The sequence below is a fragment of the Oceanimonas aquatica genome, assembly GCF_030732065.1.
Lineage (GTDB): Bacteria > Pseudomonadota > Gammaproteobacteria > Enterobacterales > Aeromonadaceae > Oceanimonas.
In genome coordinates, this window is record NZ_JAVBHX010000008.1 from 158,314 (window position 1) to 174,755 (window position 16,442).

At 63.7% G+C, this 16,442-nt stretch carries 11 protein-coding genes; 2 read left to right on the forward strand and 9 right to left on the reverse strand.

Annotated elements, in window-relative coordinates; genetic code table 11:
- Position 1: 1 nt before the first annotated feature.
- From Q9290_RS12835 to Q9290_RS12860, 6 genes are all read right to left on the reverse strand, one after another.
- Positions 2-3,751: a YhdP family protein gene (locus Q9290_RS12835; protein WP_306080042.1), complete on the reverse strand. Its 3,750-nt coding sequence runs from the start codon at positions 3,749-3,751 to the stop codon at positions 2-4.
- The gene (gene rng / locus Q9290_RS12840; RefSeq protein ID WP_306080043.1) at positions 3,751-5,220 is read right to left on the reverse strand and encodes a ribonuclease G; all 1,470 of its coding nucleotides are present in this window, start codon (positions 5,218-5,220) and stop codon (positions 3,751-3,753) included. The genes Q9290_RS12835 and rng overlap by 1 nt, the downstream gene beginning before the upstream one ends.
- A gap of 71 nt (positions 5,221-5,291) precedes the next feature.
- Positions 5,292-5,867, reverse strand: a complete 576-nt coding sequence (locus tag Q9290_RS12845; RefSeq protein WP_306080044.1) for a Maf family protein — start codon at positions 5,865-5,867, stop codon at positions 5,292-5,294.
- Positions 5,868-5,876: 9 nt separating this feature from the next.
- Positions 5,877-6,365 (reverse strand): rod shape-determining protein MreD, encoded by a 489-nt coding sequence (mreD, locus tag Q9290_RS12850; RefSeq protein ID WP_306080045.1) that lies wholly within the window; start codon positions 6,363-6,365, stop codon positions 5,877-5,879.
- On the reverse strand, positions 6,362-7,231 hold the full coding sequence (gene mreC, locus Q9290_RS12855) for a rod shape-determining protein MreC (protein ID WP_306080046.1): 870 nt from the start codon (positions 7,229-7,231) through the stop codon (positions 6,362-6,364). The genes mreD and mreC overlap by 4 nt, the downstream gene beginning before the upstream one ends.
- Before the next feature lie 35 nt (positions 7,232-7,266).
- Positions 7,267-8,310: a rod shape-determining protein gene (locus Q9290_RS12860; protein WP_014291309.1), complete on the reverse strand. Its 1,044-nt coding sequence runs from the start codon at positions 8,308-8,310 to the stop codon at positions 7,267-7,269.
- 173 nt (positions 8,311-8,483) lie between these two features.
- On the opposite strand from Q9290_RS12860, the gene Q9290_RS12865 reads away from it, so the two are divergent.
- Positions 8,484-9,389, forward strand: a complete 906-nt coding sequence (locus Q9290_RS12865; RefSeq protein ID WP_306080047.1) for a 1-aminocyclopropane-1-carboxylate deaminase/D-cysteine desulfhydrase — start codon at positions 8,484-8,486, stop codon at positions 9,387-9,389.
- Here Q9290_RS12865 and Q9290_RS12870 read toward each other — a convergent pair.
- From Q9290_RS12870 to Q9290_RS12880, 3 genes are all read right to left on the reverse strand, one after another.
- Positions 9,386-11,299: an EAL domain-containing protein gene (locus Q9290_RS12870; protein ID WP_306080048.1), complete on the reverse strand. Its 1,914-nt coding sequence runs from the start codon at positions 11,297-11,299 to the stop codon at positions 9,386-9,388. The genes Q9290_RS12865 and Q9290_RS12870 overlap by 4 nt on opposite strands.
- A 174-nt stretch (positions 11,300-11,473) precedes the next feature.
- A complete protein-coding gene (locus Q9290_RS12875) occupies positions 11,474-12,064 on the reverse strand; it encodes a single-stranded DNA-binding protein (RefSeq protein WP_306080049.1) in 591 nt (196 codons plus the stop codon).
- Between the two features lie 14 nt (positions 12,065-12,078).
- Entirely contained in the window at positions 12,079-13,452 is a 1,374-nt protein-coding gene (locus Q9290_RS12880) for an MFS transporter (RefSeq protein ID WP_306080050.1), read from the reverse strand.
- Positions 13,453-13,600: 148 nt separating this feature from the next.
- Between Q9290_RS12880 and uvrA the strand changes: the two genes are divergently transcribed.
- Positions 13,601-16,429, forward strand: a complete 2,829-nt coding sequence (gene uvrA / locus Q9290_RS12885) for an excinuclease ABC subunit UvrA (protein ID WP_306080051.1) — start codon at positions 13,601-13,603, stop codon at positions 16,427-16,429.
- The last annotated feature ends 13 nt before the right edge of the window (positions 16,430-16,442 follow it).

Here is a 16,442-nt window from a genome sequence, read left to right on the forward strand (position 1 = left end):
ATTACTCCTTGTCGGTTTGCGGCAGACGTATTCGGTTTCGCTCCCGGCCCAGCTCGCTGACTTTCGGGTTGGCAAGCGGGCCGCTCACGCCATAGCGAATGCGCGTAAAGACATCGACCACGGGGCCCAGCACCTTGGACAGGGCCAGCACATAAAGGCCGGTGACCGGGGTCACCGCAAAGGCCGCCAGCACCGGCAGGTTGCCGGTGAGGTTGGGGGTGAAATCAAAGCGGTAGTCCAGTCGCTCCGCCGCCAGATCCACCCGCCCGCGCCCGGCCAGATCCCCCGCGGCCCCTTTCAGCAAAAAATCATCGTTGTGCAGCACGCCGTGACGAAACTCGCCGGTGGCGGTAATGCTGTCAAAGTAAAAGCCGCCCTCAAACACATCGCGAAAGTCCAGCCTGAGCCGGCGCAGCACCGACTCCATGCTCAGCACCGACAGCAGGCCCGCGCCCTTGTCGCTGACCCCGGTGAGTACCCCGGCACCGGTTTCCACACTCACGGTGCCGTTCAGGGAGCCCGGCTTTGGTTGCCAGGGCAGCCCGGGCCAGTTCAGCTCGCCTTCCAGCAGCGCCTGAGTGTCACGGAACGGCGAAGGCTGGCCAAGCGCTCGCCACAGCGCCTGCAGGGATTGGGCGCCGCCCTGCCACTGCAACCGGCTGATGTCGCCGCCCCCATGCTGCAGCCAGCGTCCCTGGGCCCGGCCCTGCAACTGGGGTCCGTCGAGCCAGAGGTCATCGAGCTGCACGCCGTTCTCCGCCGTGAGCGGGGTCAGCTGAAAGCCGGCCTTGCCCAGCGCCAGGTCGCGCCAGCGGCAGTCGTCGCAACGGAACACCAGCGCCGGTATTTGTGCCGGCGCCAGCCGGCCCACTGCAGGTCCGCTCTCACCAAGCTCGGGATTCAGCCACAGCCGCTCAAAACGGGCGGTCACCGGCTCATGGTTGCCCCAGGCCACTTCCCCTTTGGCCTGCTGGGCGTTCACCGCCAGCCGCTGGCGCCCCGCTTCGCCGGGACTCAGGGTCAGGCGCAGATCGCTGAGGGGCTGGCGCCACAGCTCACCACGGTCGGCCCGCACCACGGCCCGGTAACGTTCGGGCCAGTGCAACGACAGCCCGGCGGTCTGCTTGCCATTCTCGCCACCGGCCAGGGCCAGCCAGTCGTCCAGAGTCAGCTCTGCCAGGTGCGCCGACACATCCAGCGGCGCCCGGGGTGGTGTGGCCACGGCGCCGCCGGCGTTCAGCCACAGCCGCTTGACATGAGCCCCGTCGGCGGCAAAGGCCAGCCGGACGTCGGCATCGAGATCCGGTGCCATATTCACACTCGCCTGAGCCTGGGTGGCGTCTCCGGACAGGCTCAAGCGAAGAGGTCGCTCAAGTGGTGCATCCTTGCCCAGAGGTGTGGGCAGCCGGCTGCCCAGCCCGGCCAGATTGGAGCCCAGTTCGGCCTCGTACTCTACCCTGCCCTGCTCCAGCCGCAGTTGTACCTCCCCCTGCCAGCCGGTCTCGCCACTCAGGCCGGCGAGCCCGGGCTGCACCCGGTTCAATGCCGCCGCCTGCAGCCGGCCGTCCAGGCCGATATCGGCCCGGTAGCCGGCATCGGTCACGCTGCCCGAGTAATCCACCGTCAGTGGCTGGCCCAGCCAGCGGGCCTGAAGCTGCGTCAGGCTCGTGTGCTGTGCATCAAAGTGAAGGGTGCCGGTCACCCCGCTCAGGGGCATGGCCAGGGGCGCCACCCGCACCTCGTTACCGGCGAAGTTCACTTCGCCGTCCACACCCACGGGGCCGCCGGTGAGGGGAATGTCCAGGGCCAGCCTGCCGGTCAGCGGGCCGGACACTTGCAACTGTTCAAGAGTAGTGCCCACCGAGCCCGCCAGCGGCGAGGCCTGCAGATAGCCGGTGACCGCCTCGCCTTCTCCGCGAACGCCGGCCTCAAGCGTCAGCCGGGCGCTGCGGTTAAGGGGCACAATGCGGGCGTCGAGATTTTCCGCCCGCGCCTGGCCCAGACGCCCGCGAGGCCCCGTCATGTACAGGCCGTCGTTTTCAAACAACAGATCCAGGTCGAGGGCGGTGAGCGCCTGCCAGTGGGGATCAAAGCGAAACTCGGCATCGCGCAGGGGCACGCGAGCTCGAAAAATACCCGAGCCGTCATGGTAGGGAAACTGATTGAGCCGGCCATACCAGAGCACCTCGGCATGCTCGGCCTGGCCATCGCGAATGGCCCCCTGCAGGTAATCCACCAGCCTTGAGCCCATCACCGGCTCGGGCAGGTAATTACCCGCGCTGCCGGCCCGGTGCAGATCCACCCGGGCCGACGCGCTGAGCAGGGGCGACTCTCCGGCAGGCAGTTGCAGGCTGAACCAGGCGTTCAGATCGAGATCATCCCCGTCCACTGCCAGCCGGTCGCTCCACAGCCTCCAGCCATCGGCACGTTTTTGCCACTGCAGCCCGGCGCTCAGTGCCTTGATGGGCCAGGTGCCGCGAAAGGCCTTGTCCCATTGCCAGTCGGCCGGTGCCGCCTGCTGCAGGGTCAGCCGGCCATGATCGGCGGCCAGCACAAAGCGGCCGTTAATGCCCTGAGTTTGTGGCGCCCAGCCAAACGCCCGAGTGCCGACGTCATGGAGTTCGCCCTCCAGACGCCAGTCGCTGCCGTCGGCATTAGCGTCAAAGCGCAGTCCCGCCAGTTGCCCCTCGGGCGCGATACCAGTCAGCTGACGGGCCGCCGCGGGCCAGTAATGCTCACCCCACTGGGCCAGCAACGCCAGATCGGTAAAGCTGAGCCGGTCCAGATAGCCGCCGAGGCGATCATTCTGGCGATCGAGCTGTACCCGCCAGCTGGGCCAGGCCTCGCCGTCGACGCTGATGTCGATATCGCTGCTGGCCAGCTGCCAGCCGCCGGCGGTGGGCTGCCACTGAATGCGGCCGCCATTCACCGCCACGGTATGCTGTTCCCCCCAGCCGGCGCGGTTGCGCCCCAGGGTGAGCAGGGCCGCCTGCAGCTCGCCCTGCTGCCATTCCAGCCAGGCGTCGAAAGACACCTCGGCCGAGACCCGGTCATCGTCGGGCCGCCCCCGGGCCAGCAGCGGGCTGGCATCGACGCCGTCGGCCTGCAGGAAAATGCCGCCAGTCAGGTGATCGAGCTCGCCTTCCAGCCGGCCTTTAAACTGAAATTGCTGGCCGGCACCGGTGCCAAAGCCAAGGCGGCCTTCGCCCTGATGCAGCCCGGGCTGGTTGCGCCAGCTCAGGGAAGGAATGAGCAACGCCAGCAGCGGCTGGCCGGGGCTGGCCAGCTCCAGCTGTGCATCCACCAGGGTGAACCGGCCCACCCCCTGCAGCGCCAGGGTGCGCAGGGCGTGAAGATCGGTTCCGCCGCTCCCGGAATCTTGCGACGGCGCCAGCGCCAGCGGCAGGCGCAGGCCGTCGAGGGTGACTTCGTTGAGTACCGGCCGCCACTGGCGCAGGCTTTGCCACAGCTGCACATCGATCAGCGCCCGGCGCAGGGTCAGATCCGGCTGGGCCGGGCGCTGCAGGCGTACGTTTTCCAGCACCAGCACCGGGCCGTAGTCCTGCCAGTCCAGCCCCAGACCGCCGATATTCAGGGTCAGGCTGTGCTCGCTCAGCAGCCGGTCGAGCCACTGTTGTTGCAGGGTGGCCAGCCAGGGCGGGCCGAAGCGCAGCAGGGTGACCAGCAGGGCCAGCACCACTGCGCCTGCGGCCAGGCCGAACCAGGCCCAGCTCAGGCTGCGTCTCAACACTACATCATTACCACGTCAAACTGCTCCTGGTTGTACAGGGGCTCATTGTTGACCTTGACCTGCTTGCCGATAAAGACCTCCAGCTCGGCCAGCATATGGGTTTCGTCTTCCTGCAGGGCATCGGCCACGGCGGTGGAGGCATAGACCACGAACTTGTCGGCATCGTAGGCCTTGTTGACCCTCAGTATCTCCCGCAGAATTTCGTAGCTGACGGTTTCCACGGTTTTCACCCGGGCTCGGCCGTTGCATTCGGGACAGGCGTCGCAGAGCACGTGCTCCAGGCTTTCCCGCGTACGCTTGCGGGTCATTTCCACCAGTCCCAGCTGGGAAAAGCCGTTGACGTTGGTCTTGGCCCTGTCTCTGGACAGAGCCAGCTCCAGGCTGTGCAGCACCCGGCGCTTGTGATCGTCATCGTACATGTCGATAAAGTCGATGATGATGATCCCCCCCAGGTTGCGCAGGCGCAGCTGACGGGCAATGGCCTGGGTGGCCTCGATATTAGTGTTGAAGATGGTTTCTTCGAGGTTGCGATGACCCACAAAGGCGCCGGTGTTGATGTCGATGGTGGTCATGGCCTCGGTCTGATCGATGATCAGATAACCGCCGGACTTGAGCTCGACCTTGCGATCCAGAGCGCGCTGAATTTCATTTTCCACATCATAGAGATCAAAGATGGGGGCATTGCCCTGGTAGTACTCAATGCGCCCGGAGAGCTCGGGCACGAACTCGTCCACAAAGGTGCGCAGGCTGTCGCAGGTTTCCCGGGAGTCGACCCGAATACGATCCAGCTCGGTGCCGACGAAGTCGCGCACAATGCGAAACGCCAGCCGCAGGTCTTCATACAGCATGGAGCAGGACGGGTACTTGCCCCGGCGCTCCTGAATTTTGCGCCACAGCCGCTTGAGAAAGGCCGCATCCTGGGCCAGCTCCTGCTCGCCGATGCCCTCGGCGGCGGTGCGAATGATAAAGCCGCCCTGCTCGTCCACATGCTCGGCGGCCAGGGCCTTGAGCCGCTCCCGCTCCTGCTCGGAGTCGATGCGCTGGGACACGCCCACGTAGGCGCTGCCGGGCATGAATACCAGGTAGCGGGACGGCAGCGTGATGTCGGTGGTGAGGCGGGCGCCCTTGGTGCCGAGCGGATCCTTGACCACCTGCACCATGATGTCCTGGCCCTGACGTACCAGCTCGGCGATATTGCCGGCCTGAAAATGGGCCTGCTCGCGGGTGTCCACGCACTCGGTATGGGGCACGATATCGGAGGCATGAAGAAAGGCGGCCCGTTCACCGCCGATGTCCACAAAGGCGGCCTGCATGCCGGGCAGCACCCGGCTGACCTTGCCCTTGTAGATATTACCGACAATGCCGCGCCGGGCCTGGCGCTCGATGTGCACTTCCTGCAGGATACCGTTTTCCACCAGGGCGACCCGGGTCTCCGCCGGGGTCATATTGATAATCAGCTCTGCAGACATGATGGCTCCGCCAGTGAGAAAGTAGGTAAAGCCCTAAGCTAACACAGAATGGAGGCTTTCCGGTGCCGGAATCAGGCGGTGACCACGCCACCGCGCTGCAGCAGGGCCTCGGTTTCCACCAGCGGCAGGCCGACCACGGCGCTGTAGCTGCCGTGAATGCATGACACAAAGCGTCCGCCCAGGCCCTGAATACCGTAGCCGCCGGCCTTGTCGGCGGGCTCGCCAGTTTGCCAGTAACGCTCGATATCGGCGTCGCTCAAGGCCCGAAAGGTCACTTCCGTGGTCACCAGTACCGCCTCACAGCCGCTGCCGGTGGCCAGCGCCATGGCGGTCATCACCTCATGGGTGCGTCCCGACAGCCGGCGCAGCATGGCCTTGCCGTGAGCTTCGTCGCGAGGCTTTTCCAGTACCTCGCCGTCCACCACCACTATGGTGTCGCCGCCCAGCACCGGCAGCGGTTGCGGCGCCAGTGCCGCCCCGGCCAGCGCCTTGTCTTGAGCCAGCCGCTTTACGTAGTCGGCGGCGGCTTCATTCGGCTGTTGCCGTTCCTCCACCTCCGGGCGCACCAGTTCAAAGCTCACCCCCAGCTGGGCCAGCAGTTCACGGCGGCGGGGCGAGGCGGAAGCGAGATAGAGGGAAACGGCCATGGTGTGTCCTCAGGTCAGGGCAAACTGGCGCCGGCACTTGCGCAACAGCAAAAAGATCCAGGGCCAGAACACCATGCTGCTGACGATGGACCAGAAATAGTGATAGTCCGCCTGAATATCGCGGTTGAGGTAGGCGGTCCAGAAGATCAGCAGCTTGTTGAGCATCACCAGGCCACCCACCACAAAGGCCTGCTGCCACACAGAGTAGTTGCGCATGCGCTGAAACTGGGAGGCGGCCAGGTATACCGGGATCACCAGTGCCAGGGAGCGCACGCCGAGCACCGAGCCCAGCAGCAGATCCAGCAGCAGCCCGGCCACAAAGGCGGTGCCCACGTTGGCCCGGTGCGGCAAAGCGATGGCCCAGTAGATCAGGGTGATCAGCAGCCAGTCGGGCCGGAACGGCGCGATCAGATCCGGCAGCGGTAAAATCGACAGCATCAGCGCCAGCGCCAGGCTGAGCATGATGCCGAGGCGACTGCGCAGGGGAAAGGCGCTCATGAGCCCTCCTTCTCTTCAGCGGCCGCCGTTTCGGGTTCGTTCACCCTGGGCTCGGGCCACAACAACAGCAGGTAGCGCACCCGATCGAGGGCCGCGAAGGGGGTCACACGAATATCGGCAAAGGACTGGCCTTCCTCATACCCCACATAAGTGACTCTGCCCACCGGATAGCCCTCGGGAAAACGCCCGGCCAGGCCGGAGCTGAGCAGCACATCGCCTTGCTGTATGTCGGTGTTACGGGTGATGTTGTCGAGCACCAGCCGGTCCAGCCGGCCGCTGCCACTGGCAATGGCGCGAATGTCGTTACGCGCCACCCGCACCGGAATGCCGTGGCTGATGTCGGTGATCAGCAGCACCCGGCTGGTAGTCTGGCCCACCGAGATCACCTGCCCCACCACGCCCTGCTCGTTGAGCACCGGCTGACCTTCAAACACCCCCTGCCGGCTGCCCTTGTCGATCACCACCTGGTGGGAAAACGGGTCGGTATCTACCGCCATGATCTCCGCCACCATGCGCCGGGCATCCCGCTGCACCGGCGAGCCCAGGAGCTCGCGCAGGCGCTGATTTTCCTGCTCCAGATGGCGCAATCGCAGCAGATCGTCGCGCAGCAGAAACAGTTCCCGCTCCATGCGCTCGGTCAGGTTAAGCAGCGACTGGCGCGACATCAGCTGGGTGGAGGCGGAGTCGAGCAACAACCGAGGGCTGTTGGCCATGTACTGCAGCGGGCTGACCAGGGCGTTGAGGTAGAGCTTGATATCGGTAAAGGACTGATAGCGGCTGTCCGCCACCATCAGGGCAAGGCTGGCCAGCACCGCCAGGGTCAGGCGAATGGGCAGGGAAGGTCCACGACCGAATATGGGTTTCATCAGGGCAGTGCGGGCCGGTCACCCGGCCCGGTTCATCAGTCGTAGTGGAACAGGTCGCCGCCGTGCATGTCGATCATCTCCAGAGCCTTGCCGCCACCACGGGCCACACAGGTCATGGGATCATCGGCCACCACCACGGGAATGCCGGTTTCTTCCATCAGCAAACGGTCCAGATCACGCAGCAGGGCGCCACCACCGGTGAGCACCATGCCCCGCTCGGAAATGTCGGACGCCAGCTCGGGGGGCGACTGCTCCAGCGCCACCATGACGGCGCTGACAATACCCGACAGCGGCTCCTGCAGGGCTTCCAGGATTTCGTTGGAGTTGAGGGTAAAGCTGCGCGGTACCCCTTCGGCCAGATTGCGGCCCCGCACCTCGATTTCCAGCACCTCGTCGCCCGGGTAGGCAGAGCCCACCTCGTGCTTGATGCGCTCGGCGGTGGCTTCGCCGATCAGCGAGCCGTAGTTGCGGCGCACGTAATTGATGATGGCCTCGTCAAAGCGGTCACCACCCACCCGTACCGACTGGGAATAGACCACGCCATTGAGCGAGATAATGGCCACTTCGGTGGTACCGCCACCGATGTCCACCACCATGGAGCCGGTGGCTTCGGATACCGGCAGGCCGGCACCGATGGCGGCGGCCATGGGTTCGTCGATCAGGTACACCTCGCGGGCGCCGGCGCCCAGGGCCGATTCCTTGATAGCCCGGCGTTCCACCTGGGTGGAGCCGCAGGGCACGCACACCAGCACGCGGGGGCTGGGGCGGAAAAAGTTGTTGTCGTGCACCTGCTTGATGAAATGCTGCAGCATTTTCTCGGTGACGTAAAAATCGGCGATCACGCCGTCCTTCATCGGACGAATGGCGGCGATATTGCCGGGCGTACGCCCCAGCATCTGTTTGGCGGCATGGCCGACGGCGGCAACACTCTGGGCCGAGCCGGCACGTTCCTGGCGAATGGCCACGACGGAGGGCTCGTTCAGAACTATGCCCTGATCCTTGACGTAGATAAGGGTATTGGCCGTTCCCAGATCGATCGACAGATCGTTGGAAAACATGCCTCTGAGCTTCTTGAACATATGCTGAAGGGGATCCTGGGTTGAGAAACCGGAAAATTCGGCTAACTTTACCAACGCAACCGGCCCCCCGCAAGGCGCAACCCCGGGCGGGCCAGTCACAAACGAATACGAGTTTCAATAAATCGATAAGTTCCTTACACTTGCGCCAGAACTTTCATTTTCACTGTTTTTACGTGCGTTCACTGCATCGCTGGCAACAGCTGTATGACCGGGCCGGCGCGTCCGTGCTGCAACCGGTTCATCATACCTCGCTCGACCACCACCGCCTGACCCTGCACATCAAGCGGGATGACTTGCTGCATGCTTCTATTTCCGGCAACAAGTGGCGAAAACTTAAATATGTGTTGCGCCAGGCACTGTCGGACGAGGCCGCCGGTCTGCTCAGCTTTGGCGGTGCCTGGTCCAATCACCTGCATGCCCTGGCTGCTGCCGGCCACGCTCTTGGCGTGCCCACAGTGGGAATTGTACGGGGCGAGCCCGAATACGCCGCCAACCCCACCCTCACCGATGCACGGGCCTGGGGCATGACACTCGACTTCGTGGACCGGCAAACTTATCGTCGTCGCCACGACGCCGACTTTCTGGCCGCGCTGGCATTGAAATACCCCGGCTTTTATATCATTCCCGAAGGGGGCAGCTGCCCGCTGGCCCTGCCCGGGGTGGCCGAGCTGTGGCGAGAGCTGCCCGATTGCGACCAGCTCATTCTGCCGGTGGCCAGCGGCGGTACTCTCGCCGGCTTGCTGTCGGCCCGCCCCGCCAGCACTCACGTCACAGGCTATGCCGTGCTCAAGGGCAAGGACTGGCTGGCCGACACCATACACGAGTTGTATTCACCGGCAGCCGACGATAGCGGCTGGCAGTTGCGGCTGGAGCATCACGGCGGTGGTTATGCCAAATGCAGAGCCGAAGACCGAGGCGCCATCGCCGCATTAAGCGAGGCACTGGCGGTACCGCTGGAACCGGTGTACAGCGGCAAGGCCCTGCTTGGGTTGTTCCGGGACATCGAGGCCGGCCGTTATCCTTCCGGCAGCCGGCTGATTTTTCTGCATACCGGTGGTCTGCAGGGGGCCAGAAGCTAAACCAGCGCAAAACGCTCGGGGCAGGAAAAATAATAGCCCTGGCCGGCGTGCACCCCCAGTTGTTGCAGGCACTCCCATTCCGCCTCGGTTTCCACCCCCACGGCGATCACCTCGGTGCGATTGCCCATGCAGTTGCCGAGCAGGCTGCGCACCGCCATCTGGTTATTGGGCTTTTTTTCAATGTCCCGCACCAGGCTGGGATGCAGCTTGAGGTAATCGAGCTCGTAATCCTTGATGTACTGGGTACTGACCACGTCCTGGCCGGCGTGATCCACCGCCAGCCCGCAGCCCAGCGCCTTGAGTGCCCGCAGCGGCTTGACCAGATCCAGAAAGTGACGGCTGACACCGGCCTCCGACAGCTCAATCACCAGTTCGCCCAGCAGGGACTTCGGCAGCTGGATCAGCTCAAACACCAGCCAGCGGTGAAAACCCCGGTTGAGCAGGCTGTCCACCGACAGGTTGATGGCCAGGGTAGCCCGGCGATCACTTTCCTGCAGCAGGGTCAGGCAACGCAGCATGATGCAGCGATCCAGCTCCTGCAGCAGGCCGCACTTTTCCGCCATCGGAAGAAAATGCCCCGCCGCCAGCTCCCGGCCCTGCTCGTCGTGAATGCGCGCCAGCAGTTCCTGGCTCTCGGGCTCACCGCCCCGCACCCGGTAAACCCCCTGATGGTCGAGTAGTACCCCATCCTGCTCCAGCAGTCGCCCCAGCAGGGTGCGCCAGCGTACCGTGCCCTTGCCGCTGCTCTCCTCGGTCAGCCCCTTGTAATACATGAAGTAGCCGTCGCCGCCCTGCAGGGCGGCGCTGCGCAGCGCCAGCTCGGCTTCTTCCTCCACCTGATGCAACTGTTCGCCAAAACGAAAACAGACCCCACCGATAAACAACGCCGGATCCCGCACCGCATCGGGCCAGTGCAACCGGCGCAGCAGCTTGATCACCTGGCGGGCCGCATCCTGTGCCTCGCTCTCCACCAGGTTGGGAAACAGCAGGGCAAAGGTATTGCCGGTGTAGCGGGCCTGCAGAGCGCCGGGGTAGCGCCGGATCAGATGGCTCAGGTACACCGAGGCCGAGCTCAGCAGCTCGTCCCCCCGATCATGGCCCAGCTTGTGGTTGATGTGCTCCAGATCCTGCAGTTCCACCAGCAGCAGGGCACCGGAATGGCTGGCAGAGTCATTAAGAGCCGCTTCCAGCCGGTTGTCGAAAAACACCCGGTTGCCGATGCCGATTTTGCGATCCACAAACACATTGGCGCGAATAAAGGTATCAAAGCGGCTGCGCTCCTTGCGGGCTTCACGCAGCTCGCCCATCAGCTTGTCCAGTGCCCGGCTGGCGGCCTGGGGCCACTCCTCATTGGGGCTGTGCTGCAACATGCTGAGCCGGCCCGCCAGGATCAGCCGGCCACGCTGATCGAGCAGTTCGGCACCGCGCAGCTGGCGGCGAAACCAGCGCAGGCTGAGCAGCAGGCCGGCAAACACCAACATGATGGCGCCGGTCAGGCCCGACACCGCCGCCAGCGAGCTGTCGATATCGTAAAAAGGCGGCCGCAACACCAGCCTGACCGACAGCCCTTCTTCCCCCGGCAGCGGCCGCCGGTATTCCCGGGACACCTCACTGGCGGTCAGCGGCTGGCCGAGACTGTAGCGGTAATGCACCCTTGCATCATCCTGCACCGTAAACTCGATGATGTCGTTGACGTCGAGCAGGGCCGGCAGCCAGCGTTCCAGCGCGGGTTGCTGCTCGGCACTGCTCTGCCAGGCCTCGTCGACCATGCGCACCACGGCGTCCACCTGGCGCTGCTGGTAGGCCACCCCCATCTGGTAAAAACTGATGCCGGCACCCACCAGCACCATCAGCACGGCCGCCAGCACACACAGGGTGATGGTGGTAATAAACTGGTTGGTGAATTTCATTTGCTGTCCTTGCCGCCGACCCGGTGCCGACACGTCCTGTCTTCCGTTATAACAGAGCCAGGCGAAACCCTCACCCGCCTTTGTTCAGTATCGTTCAGTTTTTGCCACTCACCCAAACGGCAAAAGGCCCCGCCTGAGCGGGGCCTTGCAGAAACAACGCGTATCAAGCGCCGATCAAAACGGAATGTCGTCATCAAAGTCCATGGGCGGCTCGTTGTATACCGGCTGGCTCTGGGGCTTTTGCTGCGGCTGGCTCTGGGGCTGCTGCTGGGGCTTGTTGCCGCCATACTGCTGGGACTGACCGCCCTGCTGACCGTACTGGCCGCCACCCTGTTGCTGGCCCCAGTTGCCCTGCTGCTGACCACCACCCTGCTGGCCCTGGTTCCAGCCACCCTGGCCCTGACCGCCACCCTGAGGACGACCGCCCAGCATCTGCATGGTGCCGCCCATGTCTACCACCACCTCGGTGGTGTAGCGATCCTGGCCGCCCTGATCCTGCCACTTGCGGGTCTGCAAACGGCCTTCCACGTACACCTGCGAGCCCTTGCGCAGGTATTCACCGGCGATTTCGGCCAGCTTGCCGAAGAACACCACCCGGTGCCATTCGGTGCGCTCACGCTGCTCACCGCTCTGCTTGTCGCGCCAGGTTTCGCTGGTGGCCAGGGTGATGTTGGCGACGGCGTTGCCGTTAGGCATATAGCGCACTTCGGGATCCTGACCCAGGTGACCGATCAGGATGACTTTGTTGATGCCTCTATTGGCCATAACTTGCTCCGTACTCACAGGTTGATCAGGCGTTTGGCCTGATCCAGTTCAAAAATGTTGCCATCTACCTTGAGGTAGGCGGCGCTTTCATCGGGAATAATCAGCGCCTCATGCACGCCCGGCAATGCCATCAGCCGCTGCAGCAGCTGACTGCGGGCAGACTCGCTCTCTATATTACCACCGATGGGCAGAATATGAGACCGCACCCGGCTGACATTGGTCATGCCCGCCGACAGCCAGAACCAGAACACCATGGTCAGTGCCACCAGTAAAAACACGCCGGCGCCGTCCAGTTGCTGGAACAAGGCTCCACCCAGCACGCCGCCGAGAAAGGCCCCGAAAAACTGACTGGTGGAGTAGATGCCCATGGCGGTGCCCTTGCCGCCCGCCGGCGCCAGCATCGACAAAAATGCCGGCAGCGAGGCTTCCATAAAGTTGAAGGCGGTGAAATACAACACCATGGCCACCGCCAGCAGCCACAACTGGCCCTGGCCCAGGGCCATCAGCACTAGGGCCACCATCATCACCAGAATGGAGGCCTGGAACAGCAGCTTGTTCATGTTGCGCCGGGCACCGAGGATCAGAAAGGGAATGATCAGCACAAACGACAGCATCAGCGCCGGCAGGTACAGCCACCAGTGATGTTCGGGCACCAGGCCTGCGTCTTTCAGCGACAGCGGAAAGGCCACGAACACCGCCGTCAGGGTCATGTGCAGCAGCATGATGCCGAAATCGAGACGCAACAGCTGTTTGTCTTTCAGCAGGCGGCCAAACAGCTCGGGGGCGGCGGTCACATCCCGGATCTGGCCCTTGCTGACCGAGGCCGGCAACATAAAACGCACCATGACGATGCCTACCAGCGCCAGCAGTGCCGTGGTCCAGAATACTCCGGAAAGGCCAAACAGCGCCGCCAGCAGCGGTCCTGCCACCATGGCGACGGCAAAGGAAATACCGATGCACACGCCAATGATGGCCATGGCCTTGGTGCGGTTTTCTTCCCGGGTAATGTCGGCGGCCAGTGCCAGAATGGCACCGGCGATGGCACCGCTGCCCTGCAGCACCCGGCCGACCACCACGCCATAAACGGAGTCGGACATGGCCGCCACCACCGAGCCGGCGGCGAACAGCGCCAGGCCAGCGTAGATCACCGGCTTGCGGCCGATGCGATCCGACAGCCAGCCGGCGGGGATCTGCAATATCGCCTGGGTCAGGCCGTAGGCACCGATGGCAATGCCCACCCACAGGGGCGAATAACCGATGAGGCTGTCACCATAGAGGGCGAACACCGGCATGATCATGAACAGGCCCAGCATGCGCATGCCAAAGATGCTGGCCAGGGTAAAGGACGCCCGCCGTTCCTGCGGGCTGAAGCCTTGCTGTTCGCTCATGAGTGATGGTTCCGCTGTCATTGTTCACAAAAGAGCGGCAGTTTAGCACGGAGCGGCGGTGGAGATTAATCCCTCTGTTACGCTCTTGGCTGGCTATTCATCCAGTGCCATACTAGCCGGTCTGGTTTAAAACTTGGTCAAGCTGCAGATGGATAAAATCGACGTTCGCGGAGCGCGCACCCACAACCTGAAGAACATCAGCCTGGAACTGCCCCGGGACAAACTTATCGTGATCACCGGCCTGTCCGGCTCGGGCAAGTCGTCCCTGGCCTTTGACACCCTCTACGCCGAGGGACAACGCCGCTACGTGGAGTCGCTGTCCGCCTACGCCCGCCAGTTTCTGTCACTGATGGAAAAGCCCGACGTCGACCATATTGAGGGGCTGTCTCCGGCCATCTCCATCGAGCAGAAGTCCACTTCTCACAACCCCCGCTCTACCGTGGGCACCATTACCGAAATTCACGATTACCTGCGGCTGCTGTTTGCCCGGGTGGGCGAGCCCCGCTGCCCTACTCATGATTTGCCGCTGGCGGCCCAGACCATCAGCCAGATGGTGGACAAGGTGCTGGAGCAGCCCGAAGGCAAACGACTGATGCTGCTGGCCCCTGTGGTGCGCAATCGCAAGGGCGAGCACAGCAAGCTGCTCGACAACCTGTCGGCCCAGGGCTTTATTCGCGCCCGCATCGACGGCGAGGTCTGTGACCTGTCGGATCCGCCGGCGCTGGAGCTGCAGAAAAAGCATACCATCGAAGTGGTGGTGGACCGCTTCAAGGTCCGGGACGATCTGCAACTGCGGCTGGCCGAGTCCTTTGAAGCCGCGCTGGAGCTGTCCGGCGGCATCGCCTCCGTGGTGAGCATGGACGATGCCAACGAAGAGCCACTGGTGTTTTCCGCCAACTTTGCCTGCCCCGAGTGCGGCCACTCCATTGCCGAGCTGGAACCGCGCATTTTCTCCTTCAACAACCCGGCGGGGGCCTGCGAACAATGCGACGGCCTGGGCGCCCAGCAGATTGTCGACCCCGACAAGGTGGTGTCCAACCCGGAGCTGAGCCTGGCCGGCGGCGCCATTCGCGGCTGGGACAAGCGCAGCTATTACTACTATCAGATGCTGAAGTCCCTGGCAGATCACTACGACTTTGATCTGGAAGCCCCCTTTGAAAGCCTGTCAGCACAGGTGCAAAAGGCGGTGCTGTACGGCTCGGGGCGGACCAGCATCGAGTTTCGTTACATGAACGACCGCGGCGACGTGCTGGTGCGCAAGCATCCCTTTGAGGGCATAGTGCACAACATGGAGCGCCGCTACCGGGAGACAGAGTCCAACTCGGTGCGCGAGGAGCTGGCCAAGTACCAGAGCAACCGGGCCTGCCCCGGCTGTGGCGGCACCCGGCTGAAGGAAGCCGCCCGCCACGTGTTTGTGGCGGATCACAACCTGCCCCGGGTGTCCGACATGGCCATTGGTGAAGCCCATGCCTTTTTTACCCATCTCAGCCTGCCCGGCCAGAAGGCGCAGATCGCCGACAAGATCCTCAAGGAAATTACCGAGCGGCTGGGCTTTTTGGTAAATGTGGGGCTTAACTACCTGACCCTGTCCCGCAGCGCAGAAACCCTGTCCGGCGGCGAGGCCCAGCGCATTCGTCTGGCCAGCCAGATTGGTGCCGGCCTGGTCGGGGTCATGTACGTGCTTGACGAGCCCAGTATCGGCCTGCACCAGCGCGACAACGAGCGACTGCTGTCCACCCTCACTCATTTACGGGATCTGGGCAACACCGTGATCGTGGTGGAGCATGACGAAGACGCCATTCGCGCCGCCGATCACGTGCTCGACATCGGCCCCGGCGCCGGCGTGCACGGCGGCGAAATCGTGGCGCAAGGCACGCCGGAAGAAGTGATGGCCAACCCGGATTCCCTCACCGGCGCCTATCTGTCGGGACGGGAATGCATTGCCGTGCCGGCACAGCGCACGCCGGTGGGTGAGCACTGGCTGAAACTGGAAGGTGCCAGCGGCAACAACCTCAAACAGGTGGATCTGGAGCTGCCCCTGGGGCTGATGACCTGTGTCACCGGCGTGTCCGGCTCGGGCAAGTCGACCCTGATCAACGACACCCTGTTCCCCCTCGCCCACCGGGAGCTGAACAAGGCCACGGTCAGCCAGCCCGCGCCCTATCGCGAGATTCACGGTCTGGACAGGCTGGACAAGGTGGTGGATATCGATCAGAGCCCCATCGGCCGCACCCCCCGCTCCAACCCGGCCACCTACACCGGCATTTTTACTCCCATTCGCGAGCTGTTTTCCGGCACTCAGGAAGCCCGTTCCCGGGGTTACAAGCCAGGCCGGTTCTCCTTCAACGTGAAAGGCGGCCGCTGTGAAGCCTGCCAGGGCGACGGCATGATCAAGGTGGAAATGCATTTCCTGCCCGACGTCTATGTACCCTGCGACGTGTGCAAGGGCAAGCGCTACAACCGGGAAACCCTGGAGATTCGCTACAAGGGCAAAAGCATTCACGAGGTACTGGAAATGACGGTGGAAGAGGCCTGCGACTTCTTTGCTCCGGTGCCGGCCATCGCCCGCAAGCTGCAGACCCTGATGGACGTGGGCCTGTCCTACATTCGTCTGGGCCAGTCGGCCACCACCCTGTCCGGGGGCGAGGCCCAGCGGGTCAAGCTGGCCCGGGAATTGTCGAAGCGGGACACCGGCCAGACCCTGTATATTCTTGACGAGCCCACCACCGGCCTACACTTTCACGACATTCAGCTGCTGCTGACGGTACTACACCGATTGCGGGATCACGGCAATACCGTGGTGATCATCGAGCACAATCTGGACGTGATCAAAACCGCCGACTGGATCGTGGATCTGGGGCCGGAAGGGGGTAGCGGCGGTGGCCGGATCCTGGTGGCCGGCACACCGGAACAGGTCGCCCAGCACGACGCGTCTCACACCGCCCGCTTTTTACGACCTATGCTCAGTGAGTGCTAGCCGGTAAAGGAAT